The 18,673-nt window shown below is 70.2% G+C and carries 18 protein-coding genes and 2 tRNA genes; 9 read left to right on the forward strand and 11 right to left on the reverse strand.

Annotated elements, in window-relative coordinates:
• The first annotated feature begins 1 nt into the window (after position 1).
• The 5 genes from OCEPR_RS06260 to OCEPR_RS06280 are packed head-to-tail and all read left to right on the forward strand — an operon-like array spanning position 2 to position 3,757.
• A complete protein-coding gene (locus OCEPR_RS06260) occupies positions 2–1,036 on the forward strand; it encodes a sensor histidine kinase (protein ID WP_013457868.1) in 1,035 nt (344 codons plus the stop codon).
• A gap of 7 nt (positions 1,037–1,043) precedes the next feature.
• Positions 1,044–1,634 carry a response regulator transcription factor gene (locus tag OCEPR_RS06265; RefSeq protein ID WP_013457869.1) on the forward strand — a complete coding sequence of 197 codons (591 nt, stop codon included), beginning with the start codon at positions 1,044–1,046 and terminating at the stop codon, positions 1,632–1,634.
• A gap of 28 nt (positions 1,635–1,662) precedes the next feature.
• A complete protein-coding gene (locus OCEPR_RS06270) occupies positions 1,663–1,992 on the forward strand; it encodes a cyclic-di-AMP receptor (RefSeq protein ID WP_013457870.1) in 330 nt (109 codons plus the stop codon).
• Positions 1,993–2,003: 11 nt separating this feature from the next.
• Positions 2,004–2,924, forward strand: coding sequence for a DsbA family protein (locus OCEPR_RS06275; protein WP_013457871.1), 921 nt, complete (start codon positions 2,004–2,006; stop codon positions 2,922–2,924).
• Positions 2,924–3,757, forward strand: coding sequence for a tRNA (adenine-N1)-methyltransferase (locus tag OCEPR_RS06280; protein WP_013457872.1), 834 nt, complete (start codon positions 2,924–2,926; stop codon positions 3,755–3,757). Before OCEPR_RS06275 ends, OCEPR_RS06280 begins: the two co-directional genes overlap by 1 nt.
• Here OCEPR_RS06280 and OCEPR_RS06285 read toward each other — a convergent pair.
• Positions 3,659–4,876: an MFS transporter gene (locus OCEPR_RS06285; RefSeq protein ID WP_041554073.1), complete on the reverse strand. Its 1,218-nt coding sequence runs from the start codon at positions 4,874–4,876 to the stop codon at positions 3,659–3,661. The genes OCEPR_RS06280 and OCEPR_RS06285 overlap by 99 nt on opposite strands.
• Before the next feature lie 45 nt (positions 4,877–4,921).
• Between OCEPR_RS06285 and OCEPR_RS06290 the strand changes: the two genes are divergently transcribed.
• The 3 genes from OCEPR_RS06290 (at position 4,922) to mqnP (ending at position 8,468) form a co-directional block, all read left to right on the forward strand.
• Positions 4,922–6,442 carry an Rqc2 family fibronectin-binding protein gene (locus OCEPR_RS06290; protein ID WP_013457874.1) on the forward strand — a complete coding sequence of 507 codons (1,521 nt, stop codon included), beginning with the start codon at positions 4,922–4,924 and terminating at the stop codon, positions 6,440–6,442.
• An 817-nt stretch (positions 6,443–7,259) separates the two neighbouring features.
• Complete coding sequence (panD, locus tag OCEPR_RS06295; protein WP_013457875.1) at positions 7,260–7,610, forward strand: aspartate 1-decarboxylase; 351 nt, start codon at positions 7,260–7,262, stop codon at positions 7,608–7,610.
• Positions 7,611–7,616: 6 nt separating this feature from the next.
• Positions 7,617–8,468, forward strand: coding sequence for a menaquinone biosynthesis prenyltransferase MqnP (gene mqnP / locus OCEPR_RS06300; RefSeq protein ID WP_041554713.1), 852 nt, complete (start codon positions 7,617–7,619; stop codon positions 8,466–8,468).
• Here the strand turns inward: mqnP and hslO are convergent.
• The 5 genes from hslO to OCEPR_RS06325 all read right to left on the reverse strand — a co-directional run bounded on the left by hslO (position 8,458) and on the right by OCEPR_RS06325 (position 12,208).
• The gene (hslO, locus tag OCEPR_RS06305; RefSeq protein WP_013457877.1) at positions 8,458–9,483 is read right to left on the reverse strand and encodes an Hsp33 family molecular chaperone HslO; all 1,026 of its coding nucleotides are present in this window, start codon (positions 9,481–9,483) and stop codon (positions 8,458–8,460) included. The two genes, mqnP and hslO, sit on opposite strands and share 11 nt — an antisense overlap.
• Entirely contained in the window at positions 9,484–9,978 is a 495-nt protein-coding gene (gene coaD, locus OCEPR_RS06310; protein WP_013457878.1) for a pantetheine-phosphate adenylyltransferase, read from the reverse strand. It abuts the gene before it with no gap.
• Complete coding sequence (locus OCEPR_RS06315) at positions 9,978–10,502, reverse strand: RsmD family RNA methyltransferase (protein ID WP_013457879.1); 525 nt, start codon at positions 10,500–10,502, stop codon at positions 9,978–9,980. Before OCEPR_RS06315 ends, coaD begins: the two co-directional genes overlap by 1 nt.
• Entirely contained in the window at positions 10,489–12,072 is a 1,584-nt protein-coding gene (locus OCEPR_RS06320) for a Na/Pi cotransporter family protein (RefSeq protein ID WP_013457880.1), read from the reverse strand. The genes OCEPR_RS06315 and OCEPR_RS06320 overlap by 14 nt, the downstream gene beginning before the upstream one ends.
• 59 nt (positions 12,073–12,131) lie before the next feature.
• Positions 12,132–12,208: transfer RNA gene (locus OCEPR_RS06325), tRNA-Pro, on the reverse strand.
• Positions 12,209–12,317: 109 nt separating this feature from the next.
• On the opposite strand from OCEPR_RS06325, the gene OCEPR_RS06330 reads away from it, so the two are divergent.
• The gene (locus tag OCEPR_RS06330; protein WP_013457881.1) at positions 12,318–13,037 is read left to right on the forward strand and encodes a hypothetical protein; all 720 of its coding nucleotides are present in this window, start codon (positions 12,318–12,320) and stop codon (positions 13,035–13,037) included.
• 32 nt (positions 13,038–13,069) lie between these two features.
• Here OCEPR_RS06330 and lon read toward each other — a convergent pair whose 3' ends face one another.
• From lon to OCEPR_RS06355, 5 genes are all read right to left on the reverse strand, one after another.
• The gene (gene lon / locus OCEPR_RS06335) at positions 13,070–15,448 is read right to left on the reverse strand and encodes an endopeptidase La (protein ID WP_013457882.1); all 2,379 of its coding nucleotides are present in this window, start codon (positions 15,446–15,448) and stop codon (positions 13,070–13,072) included.
• A 5-nt stretch (positions 15,449–15,453) separates the two neighbouring features.
• On the reverse strand, positions 15,454–16,650 hold the full coding sequence (gene clpX, locus OCEPR_RS06340; protein ID WP_013457883.1) for an ATP-dependent Clp protease ATP-binding subunit ClpX: 1,197 nt from the start codon (positions 16,648–16,650) through the stop codon (positions 15,454–15,456).
• A complete protein-coding gene (clpP, locus tag OCEPR_RS06345) occupies positions 16,637–17,221 on the reverse strand; it encodes an ATP-dependent Clp endopeptidase proteolytic subunit ClpP (RefSeq protein WP_013457884.1) in 585 nt (194 codons plus the stop codon). Before clpP ends, clpX begins: the two co-directional genes overlap by 14 nt.
• Positions 17,222–17,291: 70 nt before the next feature.
• Positions 17,292–18,512, reverse strand: a complete 1,221-nt coding sequence (tig, locus tag OCEPR_RS06350; RefSeq protein WP_013457885.1) for a trigger factor — start codon at positions 18,510–18,512, stop codon at positions 17,292–17,294.
• A 39-nt stretch (positions 18,513–18,551) separates the two neighbouring features.
• Positions 18,552–18,636: transfer RNA gene (locus OCEPR_RS06355), tRNA-Leu, on the reverse strand.
• Between the last annotated feature and the right edge of the window lie 37 nt (positions 18,637–18,673).

Below are 18,673 nucleotides of genomic sequence, written 5' to 3' on the forward strand. Positions count from 1 at the left end.
CATGCGGGGGTACGCGCCGAGCCTCAAGTTCTGGCTCACCCTGACGATCGGAACGCTCGCGTTCCTGCCCAACCTGATCGTGATCTTCGTGCTGAGCCGCAGCTCGCCCGAGCTGCTGGCTCAGCAGAACGTTCGCATCGCGGTCTGGCTGCTCTCGGTTGGCTTCTTCGCCACCGCGATCGGCTACCTGCTGGCGAACCGGCTCCTGGCGCCGCTGGACGAGCTGACGCGCTCGCTGCGCTACCTCAAGGTCAGCTCGCGCACCCTGGCCGACCTCAGCCTGCCCCCGCCCAAGACCCCCCTCCCGCAGGAGGTGGCCACCCTGCGCGAGCAGTTCGAGACCCTGATCCAACACCTGCGCGGCCTTACCGAGAGCCGCGAGGCCGTCTTCGCCACGCTGGCGCACGACCTCAAGACGCCGCTCATCGCCGCGGTGCGCGCGACCTCCTACCTGATCGACGCCGACGAGATCTCGCGCGAGCAGCGCATCCAGATGCTGCGCCAGCTGCAGGAGGAGTTCGACCGCACCTACCGGCTGGTGGAAAACCTGCTCACCGCGAGCAAGCTCGAGACCACGCGCCCCCAGCTCGAGCTCGTGAACATCGGCGCCATGCTCGACGACCTGCGGCTGCGTTACCTCAAGGACGCCGCCAAACGCGGGATCGCCATCGAGGTGACGGGCTCCGGCGAGACGCGGGCCGACCGGATGATGCTCGAGCGCGCCGGCGCCAACCTCATCGAAAACGCGCTGCGCCACGCCCGCAGCCGCATCATCCTGCGGGCGGGCCCGGGATTCTTCGAGGTGGAGGACGACGGCCCGGGGCTGCCGGCCCCGCTCGAGTCGCTCTCCCAGCCCTTCCACAGCAAGAAGCTCAAGGGGGTGCGCTCGGGCAGTTCGGGCCTCGGCCTCTACATCGCCCGCCAGGTCGCCGAGCTGCACAAGGGCGTCTTCCGCAGCTGCCAGGGAACGCTGGGCGGCGCCTGCATCCGCCTCGAAGCCAACGACCGCCGCCTCTCGACCTACACCTTGCTATGATGATCGCATGAGACTGCTGATCGCCGACGATCACCCGCTTTTCCGCATCGGCCTGCGGGCCGCCCTCGAAAAGGAAGGGTTCAGCGTCGTGGCCGAGGCCGGAGACGGGGACGAGGCGGTCCGGCTGGTGGAGACCCACCAGCCCGAAGTCGTGATCCTCGACATCCGCATGCCGCGCATGGACGGCATCGAGGCCTGCGCCGCGCTGCGCCAGAAGGGTTATTCCGGCCTCGTGGTCATGCTGACCACCTTCACCGAGGCGGCGATCCAGAACAAGGCCGCCTCCGCGGGGGCCAACGCCTACTATTCCAAGGAGGTCAGCCCCGCCGAGCTGGCCCGCCGCATCCTGCGGCTCACGCAAAACCCCGAGGACTCCTCGTTCACCCCGCCGCCGGTGCCGAGCCTGACCCCGCGGGAGCGCGAGGTGCTCGACCTGCTGGCGCGGGGGCTGACGGCGCGCGAGATGGGCGACATCCTGGGCCTCAAGCCCGACACCGTGCGCGACTACCTCAAGCGGCTCTACGGCAAGCTCGACGCGGGCAACCGCATCGAGGCGCTCGAGCAGGCGCGGCGGCTGGGTTTTCTCGATTCACCCTAAGCTAAGCCAACCCGTTAAACTGAAGTGGATGAAACTCGTGATCGCCGTGGTTCAAGATGCCGACGCGCCGGCGCTGACCCGTGCGTTGGGTGAAGCCGGCCTGACCTCCACCAAGCTGGCCTCCACCGGAGGCTTCCTGCGTGAGGGCAACACCACCCTGCTCATCGGCGTGGACGACGCGCAGCTGGAGCAGGTCAAGCAGATCATCCGCGACACCTGCCGCACCCGCACCCGACTGATCACGCCGGGTCTGCCCATGGCCGAAACCCCGGAGGCCATGGTGGGCCAGCCCGTCGAGGTCCAGGTGGGCGGGGCGGTGGTCTTCGTGCTGGACGTTGCCGAGTTTCACAAACTCTAGGAGCCCTGCCCATGAACCCAAGAATCCTGTTTGCGGCCGCGGCGCTGTCCCTGTCGCTGGCCTCGGCCCAGATCGCCGGCGACCCGGCGGCCTTCAAAGCGGCGCTCGGCTTGTCGGGCGCGTCGGACGCCTTTCGCTACGGCGGCGCGGAGGTGCGGATCGAGACCCTCGCCGACCTGCTCTACAAGGTCCACTACGAAGGCGCACTCGAGGACTACGCCACCGCGGGCGACGTCATCGGGGCGGCCATCGGGGACGCCGGCATCAAGGGCCCCTTCGTCGACTGGATGAAGCAGAACGGCGCCGGAATCGCCGCCCGGAACGAACCCGTGAGCGTGGGCCTGGGGGACGGCTACACCCTGACCTTCCGACCCGGGGACGCGCTGGCCTTCGTCGTCGCGCCCATCGAGGTTCCGCCGACGGCGTTCGGTGAACCGCGGCACGTCCTGGGCAGCGGCCCGGTGACGATCCGCGAATACTCCGACTTCGAGTGCCCCGCCTGCCAGGCGCTGTTCAACCGCGCCCTGGCGCAGATCAAGGCCCGCTACGTCGAGACCGGCCGGGCCCGGTTCGAATACCGCCACTTCCCCCTCTTCGAGATCCACAAGCAAGCCGTGCCCGCGGCCGAAGCCAGCGAGTGCGCCGCCGCGCAGGGGGCGTTCTGGACCTACCACGACGCGCTCTTCGAAGAGGACGTGGGCAACTACGTGGGCCTGGCGAAGCAGCTCGACCTCGACGTGGGCCGCTTCGCCGAATGCGTCGCCAACCGCACCTACCGGGACGTCGTCGAGGCGCACCGCGCCGAGGCCGACCGTCTCGGGCTGCGCGGAACCCCCAGCGTCTTCGTGGGCCCCTTCCTGCTCCCCAACCCCTTCGACGTAGGCAGCTACGACCGCTACCTGCGGATGGCCGCCGCCCAAGCCGAGCGTTGATGCTGAAACCCGGCGACTGGGTTCTCCTCCTCGACCCCAAGGCGCGCCGCTACCTGGTGCGCCTGAAGGAGGGGGGCCGTTTCGGCCACCACGTGGGGGGCGTGACCCACGAGCAGATCATGGCCGCCGGCCACGGAGGTCGTGTGCGCACCACCAAGGACGCCTGGCTGTGGGTGCTCAGGCCCAGCCTGGAGGACTACGTCCTGCTGATGAAGCGCGGCGCGACCGTGACCTACCCCAAGGACGCGGCGGCGATCGTGCTGATGCTCGACCTGGCGCCGGGGGAGCGGGTGCTCGAGGCGGGAAGCGGCTCCGGCGCGCTCGCCCTCTTCCTGGCCCGGGCCGTGGGGCCCGAGGGGGAGGTGGTGAGCTACGAGCGCCGCGCCGACTTCCTGGCCCGCGCCCGCGAGAACGTGGAGGCCTGGGGGGTCCGCAACGTCGACTTCCGCCACGGCGACCTCGCCGAGGCCGCGCTCGAGCCCGAGGGCTTCGACGGCGTGGCCCTGGACGTGATGGAGCCCTGGAAGGTCCTGTCCACGGCGGTGCGCGCGCTCAAGACCGGGCGGTCGCTGGTGCTCTACCTGCCCAACATCACCCAGGTCGTGCAGGCGGTTCGCGAGGCCGAAGGGCAGCCCCTCCTCCTCCGGCGCGTCGTCGAGGTGGCCCACCGCGACTGGGACGTCCGTCCGCCGGTCGCCCACCCTCACTTCCGCCAGGTGGGGCACACGGCGTTTCTAGCCCAGTTCACCAAGGTCCGGACGGTCCGGGGGCAGGCGCAGCACGAAGAAGAGGGCGCCGGCGAGCCCCAGAGCGGTCAGGACGAAGACGGCTGAGTAGCCGAACCCCGAGGCGATCAACCCGCCCGCGAGCGGCCACAAGGCCCGCGGCGCGCCGGCGAAGGCCATCAGGGCCGTGGCCGTCGCCGCCTCGCGCGCCCGTGTGAAGGAGAGCAGGTAGGCGCTGTAGGCGTTCTCGATCCCGTTCAGCGTGACCCCCACGAGAACGAAGGTCACCACCGCGCCCGCCAGGCCGGTGCCCAGAAGCGCCGAGATCGGGATGGCCAGGGCCAGCACCCCCACGTAGACGAGGCCGACGTGGGTGCCGCGCAGGTCCATCTGCCTTCCGATCCAGAGGTTGAGCCCCTCGGCCAGCGCCTGCGCCGCGACCAGGTAGCCGATGAACGCGGCGGGCAGCCCGTGTTCGCGGGCGGCCACGACGTAGAAGGGCAGGGCCAGGTAGTAGAGGCCGGTCAGCAGATAAGCCAGCAGGAAGCCGCGCATGCGCGGGGTGCGCGCCAGCGCCCAGGCGCCGCGCAGGTGGCGGCCCAGGGGGGCCCGCGGCCGCGGCGGATCACGCCGCTCGGGGATCATCCAAAAGCCCAGGAAGCCCACCGTTAATGCGGCCACCGCGAGGGCGAAAGCGAGCACGTAGCCGTCCGGGAAGCGCGCCCAGAGCGGGCGGCTCGCAAGGCCCACCCCGGCCGCGAAGAGCGCACCCAGGAGGCTGCGCCAGCCGAAGAAGCGCCCCCGCAGCCGCGGGGGGATGGCCTTGCCGATCACGGGCAGGTAGGCGACTCCGCCCAGCCCGCCGGCCAGCGCGAACAGCCCCAGGAAGACGACGAGGGCGGTGTAGACGAGCGCAGGGCTGTCGAGCGCGTAGCGGGCCGTAAGAAAAGCGAGCACCGCGAAGGCCCCGGCGCGGGTCCAGATGGCCAGATATAGGAAGACCTTCTTGCGCCGCGCCGCCTCCACCCAGCTCGACGCCGGTAGACCGGCGAGGGCCGCGCCCAGCGCCAGGGCGCTGAGCACGCCGCCCACGGCGACACTGGAACCCGTAAGGTGGGCGATGAAAGCGGGCAGCACGGTACTGGGGCTCGTGAGCGCGGTGGCGGCCTGGAGCATCACCCCGTGGAGGATGCCCCCGAAGAACGCCCGCTTCACCGCCCCGTTCACGGGCTCCATCGTAGCGGCCCGCCGGGTCCGTGTACAGTGAGGGCCGTGGAAGGCCTGCAGATCGCCGCGGTGTTGCGCGCGCTCCCCGAGCGGCCGCTGCCGACCAAGGGCTGGCGCTTTCCCGCCGAGGACGCCGCGGTGCTGGCGCTCGCGGGCGGACGGGACCTGGTGCTGCGCTACCGGCCGCCGAGCCCCGAACTGACGCTCGCCGAGAACGCCGGCGGCGGGCCTCCCCGAACCCCCTTTCAGAAGCTGCTCGCCGCCCGCGCGCGCGGCCCGCTGCTGCGCGCCGAACAGCTCAAGCTGGACCGGGTCGTGATCTTCGAGTTCGGCGGGGAGGAAGGCTTCGTGGACGTACCCCCGGTGCGCCTCGTCTTCGAACTGACCAGCCGCAACGCCAACCTGATCCTCACCGATCTGGAGGGACGAATCCTTGGGGCCGACCGCGCCGTGACCCCGGAGCAGAACCGTTACCGCCAGGTCCGCCCGGGGCTCGTCTGGGCCCCGCCGCCCCCCTACGAGAAACTCGACCCGCGCACGCTCGAAGAGGGCGACCTGGAGCCGCTGCTGGGCCGGCCGCTGGCCCGAGCCCTGGTGCAGACGGTGGACGGCATCGGGCCCCGGCTCGCCGCGGAAGCCGCGCACCGCGCGGGACTGGAACCGGACCGCAGCGTCCGCCCCGAAGACCTGCCGCGGCTGCGGCGGGCCCTCGCCACGCTGGTGGACGACCCCACCCTCAGCCGCGAGGCGCCCGCGCCCAGCTGGCGCGAGGAAACCGAGGCGGCGTTGCGCAAACCGCTGCTCGCGGCCCTCGAGCGCCGCAAGAAGACGCTCCAGCGCCGCCTGGAGGACTACGCCCGCGCCCGCGCGGACCTCGCGAAGGCGGAACGCTGGCAGCGTTACGGCGATCTGCTGCTCGCCTACGCCCACCAGCTCCCCGACCGCTCGGACCGGGCGCGGCTGGAAGACTGGGAAAGCGGCGAACCCGTCGAGATCGCCCTCGATCCCGCCCTCTCCCCCAGCGAGAACGCCGAGCGCTACTACCGCCGCGCCAAACGCGCCCGCGCCCGCGCGAAGCGTGCGGAGCACGAAGCCCCGCGTACGCGGCAGGAGCTGGAAGCGCTCGAGCGCGAGATCGAAACGGTGCGGCGGCTGCCCCTGCCCGAACTGCAGCGCCGCCTGCGCGAACGTCGGCCGCACGAAGCCGCGGGGCCCGGGCTGCGGCTCGAGGCGCCCGGCGGCTTCGAGGTCTGGGTGGGCCGCAACCGCAAGGAAAACGACTGGCTCACCCGCAGCGCCCACTCGGGCGACGTCTGGATGCACGCCCAGGGGGTGCCCGGTTCGCACGTGATCGTGCGTGCCCGCGGCAAGCCGGTGCCGCTGGAAACGTTGCTCTTCGCCGCACGGCTCGCCGCCTACCATTCGCGCGCCCGGGGCGAGAAGAACGTGCCCGTGGACTACACGCTCAAGAAACACGTCTGGCGGCCCAAGGGCGCCGCTCCCGGCGAGGTGCTCTACACCCAGGCCAAAACGCTCTTCGTCGACGCCGAAGCGCCGGAAATCTGAGATCGCGAGCACGCCCCGCTCGGCCCACGCTGCAAAGCCGGTTCGCCGACCGCGCCGAAGGCTTCGGCCCCCGAGGCGCCCCGACACCTCGGCCGCTCACGACGACAAAGTTTTTTCGTCATCCCGGACGAGCCCCAGAGGGGCGAGATCCGGGATCTCGCGGAGGCTGCAAACCACCAATGGAGGCGCGCGCGAGCTTCATGACCTTTTGTTGTACTTTTGCGCGTACCAATATTTCTTGCTTATCGTAAATCTCATCCGCCCGGACCTGATCCTGGACCTGTCCCGAACTTGATTCGGGGCCTGTCCCGAACTTGATTCGGGATCTCGGAAACCCACGGTTTCCCCGTCCCCAACGACGGAGGTCTTGCAACGGGCCGGCGGTTTCCTTTACGTCACCCCGGACGCGGCCGGCGGTGGCGGCCGAGATCCGCTATTTATCGGTTGCCGCAAGCGCCCGGTGAGGGCGTGGGCAAGCTCCGCAGCATCCGCCTTCTCCTGCCATAGGGGCCGGGGCCTGCATCTGTCCCCGGCCCCAACCCGGGCTTGCTGCGGGCACCCTACAGGGTCTCGTGGATACCGTAACGATTCCTCGTCACCCCAAACGAGCGAAGCGAGATCCGGGGTCTCGTGGCGGCTGCGAGCCACTCGGACGGCACCGGCACGATAGAGCCTGCACGCTGCGAGCATCCGGGGCCGTCTCGTATTCGAGGACTCGCGAATGGCGGCACGGGTCACGTCTGCGGCGCACCCAGGACACCCGGCCGCTTCCCCTGACCCGCCGCAGGCGGTAGACTGGTGAGCCGTGAGAAGGACGATGTTCCACGCCAAGATCCACCGGGCCACGGTCACCCGGGCCGACCTCGACTACGAGGGCTCGATCACCATCGACCAGGACCTGCTCGACGCCGCAGGCATCAAGGTGTACGAAAGGGTCGACGTCCTCGACATCACCAACGGCCACCGGCTGACCACCTACACCCTCCCCGGCGAGCGCGGCTCGGGCGAGATCCAGATGAACGGCGCCGCCGCCCATCTGATCCACCCGGGGGACCTGATCATCGTCATCGCCTACGGCGAGTACGAGGAGCACGAGCTCGCGGACTACCGGCCCACCGTGGTGCTGGTGGACGAGAAGAACCGCATCCGCGAAGTGCGCAAGGGGTAGGGCGTGGTGGCCCGCATCCGCCTCTACCTCGACCTGATCCGCTTCGAGCACACGCTCTTTGCGCTGCCCTTCGCCTACGTGGGGGTGCTGCTGGCCGCGGCGGGCCGCTTCGACGCGGGCGTCTGGCTCTGGGTCACCGCGGCCATGGTGGGCGCGCGCACCGCGGCGATGGCGCTGAACCGCCTGATCGACTGGCGGATCGACGCCCAGAACCCGCGCACCGCGAACCGCCACCTCCCGCGCGGGCTGGTCCGGCCCTGGGAAACCCTGGCGCTCGCCCTGGTGGGTTTCGCGCTGCTCGCCTGGTCGGCCTACAACCTCAATCCTCTGACCGCGCGGCTGCTGCCCGTCGCCGTGCTCTTCCTGACCGGCTACTCCTACACCAAGCGGTTCACCTGGACCTGCCACTTCTGGCTCGGCGTCACGATCGGAGCGGCCGCCGCGGGGGGCTGGATCGCCCAGACCGGCCACTTCGACCCCGCCGCCTACGCGCTGTGGGCGGCGGTGGCCCTCTGGATCGCCGGTTTCGACATTCTCTACGCCACCCAGGACGTCGAGTTCGACCGCACGCACGGCGTGCACGCCCTGCCCGCGCGCTTCGGCGTCCCCGCGGCCCTCGTCTGGGCGCGCGCGCTGCACGCCGCCGCCTGGCTGCTCTTCGGCCTTACCGGCTTGCTCGCGGGCGCCGGGACCTGGTACTTCGCCGGGGTTGTGCTCGTGGGCGCCGTGCTCGTCTACGAACACCGGCTGGTGCGCCCGGACGACCTGAGCCGGGTGAACCAGGCCTTCTTCGAGGCCAACGTGGTGATCTCGCTGGGGATGTTCGCCTTCACCCTGATCGACGCGCTCACGCGCTAGGGGGCTCGGGCTCCGCCTCGACGGGGCGGCCGCATTTGCAGACCGGGTCCGGGTAGACGATCTCCACCCCGTCGGCGCGCTTCTTGTACCAGAGTTCGCCGCAGTCGGGGCAGCGCACCTCTTCGGCGCCCAGCGCGCGCAGCTCCTCGGGGGAGAAGCGGTAGACCTCGCCGCACCAGTGGCAGACCACCTCGGCCCCGCCGTCCTCGCGGATCATGGCCTCGCGCTCTTCGGGGTCGAAGTAGGCCAGCGCGTCCGCCGCCTTTTCACGGCTGCAGCGGCAGGCGAAGCGCAGGGGAACGGCGTCCTCGGCGTAACCGAGGGAACGCAGGTCGGTCCACTCGAGCCCCAACCCCTCGAGCACCCGGCGCGCCGCACCCTCGAGCCCGTGTTCCACTAGCAGGTCGGTAAAGCCGCGAACCCCCGCGAGGTTTCGCTCGAGCCGGGCGATGGCCTCCTCGTCGGCGTCGGGCAACACCTGGACCACGAGCCCCCCGGCGGCCTCGACGTGGCCGCCCGGCGCAACGCGCACCCCCAGCAGCACCGCCGAGGGGATCTGCTCGCTCTGCCAAAGGTAGTGGGCCAGGTCCTCGGCGATCTCGCCCGAGACCAGCGGGACCGACGAGTCGAACTGCTCGCCGCCTGCGAGCACCCGCACCACCCGCAGCTCGCCCGCACCCACCAGCGCCCCCACGTTCAGCTTGCCGTCCGCGCGCAGCTCGGCCTCGGCCGCGGGGTTCTTGACGTAGCCGCGCACGGCGCCGTCCACCCCCGCCTCGGCGACCAGCCCTCCGAGCGGACCGTCGCCGTCCACGATCAGCGTCACCCGCTCGCGCGGGCTCTTGCTGAGCAGGAAGGCCAGGAGCGCCGCGCCGGTGAGCGCCCGCCCCAGGGCGGCCGTGGCCGTGGGCGAGGTGCCGTGGCGGCGGCGGGCCTCCTCCACCACGTCGGTGGTTTCGGCCGCGAGCACCCGCAGCCGACCGTCCGCGGCCAGCCCGCGCACCAACCGCCCCATCTAACCCTCCCCGCTGCGGCCGAAGTGGGCGTTCAGGGCCTTGAGCGTGGGTTCGGGCACGAAGCGGCTGACGTCGCCGCCGTGGCGGGCGATCTCCTTGATCATCGAACTGGAGATGAACGACCAGCGCGTCGCCGCCAGGATGAAGAGCGTCTCCACCTCGGGGTTGAGCTGGCGGTTCAGGTGGGCCATCTGCAGCTCGTACTCGTAGTCGGAGACGGCGCGCAGGCCCTTGACGATGATCCGCGCCCCCCTGGCGCGCATGTAGTCGGCGAGCAGCCCGTCGAAAGCGTCGACCTCGACGTTGTCCATGTCGGCGACGGAGGCGCGGATGATCTGCATCCGCTCCCCCACCGAGAACATGAAGCTGCTCAGCTTGTTGGGGTTGTGCAGCACCGCGACGGTTACCTTGTCGAAGAGGCGGCTGGCGCGGCGCACCACGTCGAGGTGGCCGTTGGTGAAGGGGTCGAAGCTGCCGGGATAGACGACGTGCATCAGGTTACCTCCACGATGGTCAGGGCGCTCGAGCCGTAGACCCGGCGCTCGCCCAGGGGCAGGATCAGGTCGCTGGGGTGCTGCAGGATCACGAAGCCCCCGGGGCCGACGATCCCCGCCTCGAGCACCCGCGCGAGCGCGGCGGCAAGGTCCTGGTCGTAGGGCGGGTCCAGGAAGACGACGTCGAAACGCTCCCCCGTACGGGCGCTCCGTTCGAGGAAACGATCGGCGCTCTCGTGCACGACACGGACGGACAACCCCAGCTTGTGCGCGTTTTCCCGCAGGGTTTTCACCGCCCCCGGGTCGCTCTCCACAAGGACGGCCTCGAAGCCCTCGCTCGCGGCCTCGAGCCCCACCGCGCCGCTGCCGGCGTAGAGGTCGAGGAAGCGCCCCCGCCGGGGCAAGCGGCCGCGCAGGTAGTCGAAGAGCGCCTTGCGCAGGCGCACCGGGCTGGGACGGGCCGAGTCGGGCACCGCGAGCGTGCGCCCGCGGGCCTTGCCGCCCAGGATCCTAAGCCTCGCCATCCCTACTACCGTATACCGCGTCCGCCAGTTCCGCCACCCGGGTGACCTCGGCGTCGATCACGTCGAGGGTCATCAGCATGTCCAGGTGGGCCGCGCTGGTGGCGCGGCTCTCGGGGCGGCCGGCCTCGAGGCGGCTCAGGTGCGCCTGACGCAGCTTCTGCAGGTAGGCCTCGGTCTCGGGGTGCTCGCTCACGACCTCGCGGGCGAGCACGTGGTTGCCCGTCGCCAGCGCCGTGAAAGCGCGCTGCATCCGTCCGTAGACCCGGCTCGCGGCTTCCGAGAGCTCGGCCCGCCCCTCGGGGCTGAACTCCAGGCCCTGGCTGCGCAGCTTGTCCTGCTGCTTGAGCAGGCGGCGGATCTGGTCGGCCAGGTGTTCGAGCTCGCCCGCGAGCAAGAGCAGCTTCTCCACCGCCTCGCCCCCGCCCTGGCTCTTCAGGCGCGCCAGGTACATCACCACCGCCTGGGTGAGGCGGTCCACCTTCTCCTCCCGCTCCTGCACGCTCGCGAGGTCGCCCTCGCCCTGCGCCAGGGCGCGCACCGCGGTGGCCATCATCCCCTGCACGTGGTCCGAGATGCGCACCACCTCGCGCAGCGCCAGGCTGAGGGCCAGCTCGGGGGTGCTGAGCGCCTCCTCGCTCAGGTACTTGGGCGTCACCGCTCCGCGCCGCTCCGGCAGCATCCGCTCGAGCAGGCGCACCAGCGCGGGAATGAAGGGCAGCGCCACCAGGCCCGCGATCAGGTTGAAGAGGGTGTGGGCGTTGGCCACCTGGCGGGCCGCGCCCCCGCCCAGCGCGGCCACCGCCGCGCTCAGGGGCTCGAGCAGCGCCAGCGCCACCAACCCGAAGGCCGCCTTCCAGATCAGGTGGCCGAGCGCCACCCGCCGCGCCTCGGCCCCCGCGCCCATGGCCGCGAGCAGCGGGGTGAAGGTCGTGCCCACGGCCGCCCCCACCACCGCGGCGAGCCCGGCCTCGAGCGGGATGCGGCCGGCGACGTAGAAGGCCATGGCCATGGCCGCGGCGGCGTTGGAGGAGTGGACCAGCGCGGTGAAGACGAGCGCCAGCCCCGCCATCCACAGCGGGTTCGCGGCGACCGCGTCGAGGGCCAGCTGCATCAGCGGCCCCTGGGTCTCGGGGGTGAGCGCCTTGATCATGACGTCGAGCCCCAAAAAGAAGAGGCCGATCCCCGCCACCGCCCGCCCCCCGTGGCGCAGCGGCTTCCACAGCGAGGCGAAGTAGCCCACGGCGATGATGGGCAGTGCGTAGTCGTAGACCCGGAAGGCCGCGAGCTGCAGGGCGACCGTTCCCCCGGCGATCGCCCCCATGCTCATGGCCAGCCCTTCGGCCGCGGCGAGCACGCCCGCCTCGACCAGGCTGATCACGGTCACGGTCATGGCGGTGCCGCTCTGGACCACGGCCGTCACCAGAGTGCCGGCGAAGAAGGCCCGCACCACGCCGCGGGTCGCCCGGGAAAGCCAGGCCCGCAGCGTGCTGCCGCCCAGGGCCTCGAGCGCCCGGCTGGCCTGGTTCAGGCCGATGAGGAAGAGGGCAAGGCCGCCCAGAAGCGTGAGCATCACGTACCCTAGCCTACTCCAAAGGTTCGGGGGCTCCGAAGAGCCCCCCCTCCTTCGCTTGGTCGGGGAGAGAGGATTTGAACCTCCGACCCCCTCGTCCCGAACGAGGTGCGCTGCCGGACTGCGCTACTCCCCGACGCGCAAAATTCAGTCTACGGGCCCGAAAACCCCCTGTCAAGGCGGCCGCCTGGATGCGAACGTCGGGATTCGGCAACGACGCCAGGCAAGTTTGCTAGGCTGGTTACATGAAGAACCAGTACTTCGGCGACATCAACGACTACCGCAAGTACGGGTTGCTGAGGAGCGTGCTCGCCGCCAGCAGGATGAGTTTGTACGTCGCCTGGATGCTGACCGAAGACGACGGCGGCACCGACGGCGGGCGCATCGATTACCTGCAAGATCCCGACCGCTGGTCGCGCTTCGACCCCGAGCTCTTCGAAACCCTTCGCAAGGCGGTCGCCGAAGAAGGGCGGCGCGACGTCGAGGTACTGGAACGGAGCGGGCTCCTCTCGCCCGCCCGCTACTTTCGCGAACCGGTCCCCCGGCGGTCCGACGAGCGCGAGCGCTGGTTCGCCCGGCTTGCGGACGGGGCGGGCGGCGCGGACCTCGTCTTCCTCGATCCCGATGTCGGCGTCGAATCGAAGTCGGCGTCTTCCGGCAACCACGGGTCCGAGAGGTACGTTTTCTGGCACGAGCTCAGGCAGCTCTGGGACCAGAACAACTCCCTCCTGCTGTACCAGCATTTCCCCCGGGAAGAGCGCTACGCGTTCACCCAGCGCCTCCTCGGCGAGATCGAGGAACGCCTGCCCGAAGCCTGCCCGCTCGCGTTCTCGACGAGCCACGTGCTCTTCCTGCTGGCGCTGCAACCGCGTCACGTTCACCACGGCTGCGCCGTCCTCCAACGCCTGCGCAGGGACTGGCCCGGCGAGTTCCGGGTCGCCCTGTACGAAGGACCGGCCGCCTGAAGAGGCCAGGCGGCCGGTCGGTTTTCTCGCGCCTAAGCTTCCGGACGCAAAGAGGGCTTGTCGGTCGGAGGGGTGGGCTCGGGGGCCGGGAGCAGTACGGTCTCGAGCACCTCTTCAACCTGCTCGACCAGCTTGACCTCCAGGTCGCACAGCACCTCTTCGGGCACCTCGGCCAGCTGCGGCTCGTTCTCGGCCGGCAGGATCACCTGACGGATGCCCGACTGGTGGGCCGCCAGCAGCTTTTCCTTGAGGCCGCCGATGGCCAGCACCTTGCCGCGCAGGGTGACCTCGCCGGTCATGGCCCAGTCCATTCGCGCGGGGCGGCCGGTGAGGGCCGAGGCGATGGCCACGGCGATGGTGATGCCCGCCGAGGGTCCGTCCTTGGGCGTGGCGCCTTCGGGCACGTGCACGTGCAGGTCCCACTGGGTGTGGAAGCCCTCGGGCAGGCCCCAGCGGGAGGCGGTGGAGCGCAGGTAGCTGAGCGCCGCCTGGGCCGACTCCTTCATCACGTCGCCGAGGTTGCCCGTCAGCTTGAGGTTGCCCTTGCCGGGGACGGCCAGGGCCTCGACGGTGAGCAGCGCGCCGCCCACGGGCGTCCAGGCCAGGCCCTGGGCCGCGCCCACCTGGGGCGCGTCCTCGCGCTTGTCGGGGCGGTACTTGGGCACGCCCAGGTAGTCGGGCAGGTCGGCCTCGGCAACCCGCCGCTCGCCCTCCCAGGGGTTTTCGATGTAGCGCTTGGCGGCGCGGCGCACCAGCTTGGCCAGCTGGCGTTCGAGCTCGCGCACGCCCGCCTCGCGGGTGTACTCGTGGATGACGCGGCGGATGGCGGCGTCTTCGATGGCCAGACGACCCTTCATCTGCCCCGCCTCGAGCTGCCGCGGCCAGAGGAAGCCCTTGGCAATCTGCTCTTTCTCGAGCGCGGTGTAACCGGGGATCTCGATGATCTCCATGCGGTCGCGCAGCGGCCCGGGAATGGTGGAGAGGCTGTTGGCGGTGGTGATGAAGAAGACCCGGCTGAGGTCGTAGGGCACGTCGAGGTAGTGGTCGGTGAAGGTCTTGTTCTGCTCCGGGTCGAGCACCTCGAGCATCGCGCTCGCGGGGTCGCCCCGCCAGTCGGAGGCCATCTTGTCGATCTCGTCGAGCAGGAAGACCGGGTTGACCACCCCGGCCGTCTTCATCGCCTGGATGATCTTGCCGGGGAGCGCGCCGATGTAGGTGCGCCGGTGGCCGCGGATCTCGGCTTCGTCGCGCACCCCGCCCAGGCTGATGCGCACGAACTTGCGGTTCATGCTGCGGGCCACGGAACGGCCTAGTGACGTTTTTCCCACCCCGGGAGGCCCGACCAGGCATAGGATCGGCCCTTTGTAGCTTTCGTCATCCTCGGCCAGCTGGCGCACGGCCAGGAACTCGAGGATGCGCTCCTTGACCTCGTCGAGGCCGTAGTGGTCCTCGTCGAGGACCTGCCGGGTGAGCTGGATGTCGATCGCGTCGCCCGAGGTCTCGGTCCAGGGCACGTCGAGCAGCCAGTCCAGGTAGGTGCGCGCTACGGTCGCCTCGGGGCTGCCGGGCTGCATGCGCTCGAGCCGCGTCAGTTCCTTGAGCGCCTTCTCCTTGACCTCGTCGGGCATGCCGCTGGCCTCGATGCGCTCGCGCAGCTCGAGCATCTCCCCCGCGGCGTCCTCGCCGCCGAGCTCCTTCTGGATCGCCTTCATCTGCTCGCGCAGGTAGTACTCCCGCTGGTTGGCGTCCATCTGTTCCTTGACGCGGGCGGCGATCTTGGAGTCGAGCGCGAAGCGCTCGAGGTCGCGCAGCAGCAGCTCGAGCACCTTCTTGAGCCGGTTCTCGACGCCCACGGTTTCGAGGACGGCCATCTTGTCCTCGACGTTCCAGGTCGCGTAGCCGGCGGCCACGTCGGGCAGCCGCACCGGGTCGACCATGCCGAGCACGGCCTCGACCTTGTAGCGGTCCAGCCGCAGCCCCTTGTGGGCCTCGACGTAGCGCTCGAAGGCCTCCTTGAGCTCGCGCATCAGCACCCGCACCAGCGCCTCGTCGTAGGTCGGCGGGTCCTCCAGCAGCTCGCCGGCGGCGGCCACGTAGCCGCGCTCCTCGCGGTAGGCGAGCAACCGGGCGCGCGCCTTGGTTTCCACGACGACCTGCAGGGTGCCGTCGGGCAGGCGCATCACCTGCTTCACCGCGGCGAGCACCCCGGTGTCGTAGAGGTCCTCGGGGGCGGGCTCGTCCACCTCCGGCGCCTTCTGGGTGACCAGGAAGACGTGGCGGTCGCCCTCGCTGGCGCGCTCGACGGCCGCCTTGGAGCGGGGGCGGCCCACGTCGACCGGCGAGGTCGCGTGGGGCAGGATCACGGTGTTCCTGAGCGGAATGACGGGTAGTTCCAGGGTACGGTTTTCCATGGTGATCAGCTCGCTTGGCGCAGCCGCGCCTCGCGCAACGCCTCCAGGGGCTCGTCCAGGTGGGGCGCGTCGAAGCGCAGTTCGCGCACGCCGCTCGCGGGCACCTCGTACATCAGGTCGACCATCGCCCGCTCGATCACCGAACGCAGGCCGCGCGCGCCGGTGCCGCGCTCGAGGGCCCTGCGGGCCACCTCGCGCAGCGCCGCCTCGGTGATCTCCAGGTTTACGCCCTCCAGCTCGAAGAGGGTGCGGTACTGGCGCACCAGGGCGTTCTTGGGCTCGGTGAGGATCCGGACCAGGTCGTCCTCGGAAAGCTCGTGGAGCTGGACGATCACCGGGACCCGGCCCACGAACTCGGGAATGAGGCCGTACTTGACCAGGTCCTCGGGGATGACCTCCAGCGTGCCGGCCTCGGGGGCCTGGGTGCGGAAACCGATCGGGGTCTGGTCCGTGCGCGCCTTGACGATCGCCTCCAGGCCGTCGAAGGCGCCGCCGAGGATGAAGAGGATGTTGCGGGTGTTGAGGGCGATCGTCTCCTGGTGCGGGTGCTTGCGCCCGCCCTGGGGCGGCACGTTGGCCACCGTGCCCTCGATGATCTTGAGCAGCGCCTGCTGCACCCCCTCGCCCGAGACGTCGCGGGTGATCGAAGGGCCTTCGGACTTGCGGGCGATCTTGTCGATCTCGTCGATGTAGATGATGCCCCGCTCGGCGGCCTCTACGTTGTAGTCGGCGGCCTGCAAGAGCCGCACCAGCACGTTCTCGACGTCGTCGCCCACGTAGCCGGCCTCGGTGAGGGTGGTGGCGTCGGCGATCGCGAAGGGCACCTTGAGCTGGCGCGCCAGGGTCTCCGCGAGCAGCGTCTTGCCCGTGCCCGTGGGGCCGATGAGGAGCACGTTCGACTTGCCCAGCTCGGCCTCGGGGTGCTGGAGCCGCTTGTAGTGGTTGTAGACCGCCACCGCCAGGACCTTCTTGGCCTCCTCCTGACCGATCACGTAGTCGTCGAGGAAGGCCTTGATCTCGGCGGGGCGGGGCAGCTCGTCCAGACCCGGGGCAGCCGCGGGCCGCTGGGCGGCGATCATCTCGTGCGCCAGCTCGATGCAGTCGCTGCAGATGTAAACGTCGGCCACGGGCGCCTCGAACAAGCGGGCGCCTTCGCGGGCCGTCTTGCCGCAAAACGAGCAGGCGGGGTCAGGTGTCTTCACGCGCAATCACCCGGTCGACGAGGCCGTAGTCCCTGGCCTCGTCCGCGGTCATCCAGAAGTCGCGGTCGCTGTCGGCCTCCACCTTTTCCACCGGCTGGCCGGTGTGCTTGGCCAGCAGTTCGTTGAGCAGCTTCTTGGACTTCAGGATCTGTTCGGCCTGGATGGCGATGTCCGTGGCCTGCCCCTGGGCGCCGCCCCAGGGCTGGTGGATCATCACCCGGGCGTGGGGCAGCGCGTACCGCTGGCCCGCCTCGCCCGCGGCCAGCAGGAAGGCCCCCATGCTGGCGGCCATGCCGACGACGATCGTGGCCACGGGGCTCTTGACGTACTGCATGGTGTCGTAGATGGCCAGCCCGGCGTAGACGTCGCCGCCCGGCGAGTTGATGTAGAGTTTGATCTCCTGGTTGGGGTTCTGGGCCTCGAGGAAGAGCATCTGCGCCACGATGGTGTTGGCCACCTGGCTGTCGATCGGCGTGCCCAGGAAGATGATGCGGTCCTTGAGCAGCCGCGAGTAGATGTCGTACACGCGCTCGCCGCGCGCGGTTTGTTCGATGACGTACGGTACGATCATAACCGCCTCCATTCTACCCCGGATGATGAGAAGAGCGGGCCCGCGGGCCCGCTCGTGCCCGTAGGGGCCGCTAGGCCAGCTGGGCAGCCGCTTCGGTCAGCGCCTTGTCGCGCAGCAGGCGCAGCTTGAGGTTCTCGAGCGCCTCCTCGCCGACGGCCTGCTTGAACTCGGGCGGTTTCAGCCCGTAACGCTCGGCGTAGCTCTTCAGGTAGGCGTCCCACTCCTCGTCGGTCACCTGGGTGCCGAGGTCTTCCGAGAGCTTCTCGAGCGCCAGTCCGCGGCGCACGCGCATCTCGGCCTGCTTGCGCAGGTCGGCCTGGAACTCCTCGAGCTTGCCCTCGCGCTCGAGCCCCTTCAGGTAGTCCGCAAGCGGAATCTCCTGGCGCTGGAGGTCTTCCTCGACGTCGCGCAGCACCGCACGCTCCTCGTCGCGGATCATCGAGGAGGGGATCTCCACCTCCAGGGCCTCGGCCAGCTTTTCCAGCAGGGCCTGCTTGCGCGCTTCCAGGTAGTCGCGCTCGGCGGCGGCCTCCAGGCTACGCTGCACCTTGGCCCGCAGGTCGTCCAGGTTCTCGGCCTCGAGGGTCTTGGCGAACTCCTCGTCGAGCTCGGGCAGCCTGACCTCCTTGACCTCGATCAGCCGGGTGGGCACCTGACGCACCACCTCGCCCTCTTCGCTCATTACGGGGATCTCGAAGCTGTCGCCGGCCTTCTTCCCCAAGAGCGCCTCGCGCACGTGGGGCTCGGCGCGGTCCAGCTCGATCGGGAAGCGCGACCCGTCGTCCACCTCGACGACGACGTGGTCGCCCTCCTGCACCTCGCGATCGACCGTCTGCACCTCGGCGTAGCGCCGGCGCAGGTCCTCGAGGGCCTCGTCCACCATCGCGTCGGTGACCTCGGGCTTCTCGACCCCGAGCTCGAAGCTCTTCCAGTCGGGCAGTTCCACCTCGGGGTAGAGCTCCACCTCCACGGTGTAGGCGTAGGGCGCCCCCGCCAGCGGCGCTTCCCTGCCCTCGACAAGGCGTGCCGCGATGGCCGCGAGGCCCAGCTCGCGCACCGCCTCGGGGTAGCTGGCTTCGATCAGGCGCTCGCGCACCTCGTCCCAGAACGCCTCCTCGCCCACGCGGGCCAGGATCACCTTGTCCGGGGCCTTGCCCGGCCGGAAACCGGGCACCTTGAGCCGCCGGCGGTAGGCGTCCAGCAGTTCGCGGGTGGTCTTCTCCACCTGTTCGGCGGGCACTTCGACGCGCACCTTGGCGCTCGCGCCCGATTGTTCCAGTATCTCGGCCATATACGCTCCTCGCTTCAAGGCTGCGGCGGCCCAACCCTCTGGTGCGAGGAGGGGGACTTGAACCCCCACGGCCGAAGCCACCAGATCCTAAGTCTGGCGCGTCTACCAATTCCGCCATCCTCGCGTGGGCGGTTGGGCCGCCCGCCTAGAGAATACCACCC

It is taken from the genome of Oceanithermus profundus DSM 14977 (assembly GCF_000183745.1).
Classification (GTDB): Bacteria; Deinococcota; Deinococci; order Deinococcales; family Marinithermaceae; genus Oceanithermus; species Oceanithermus profundus.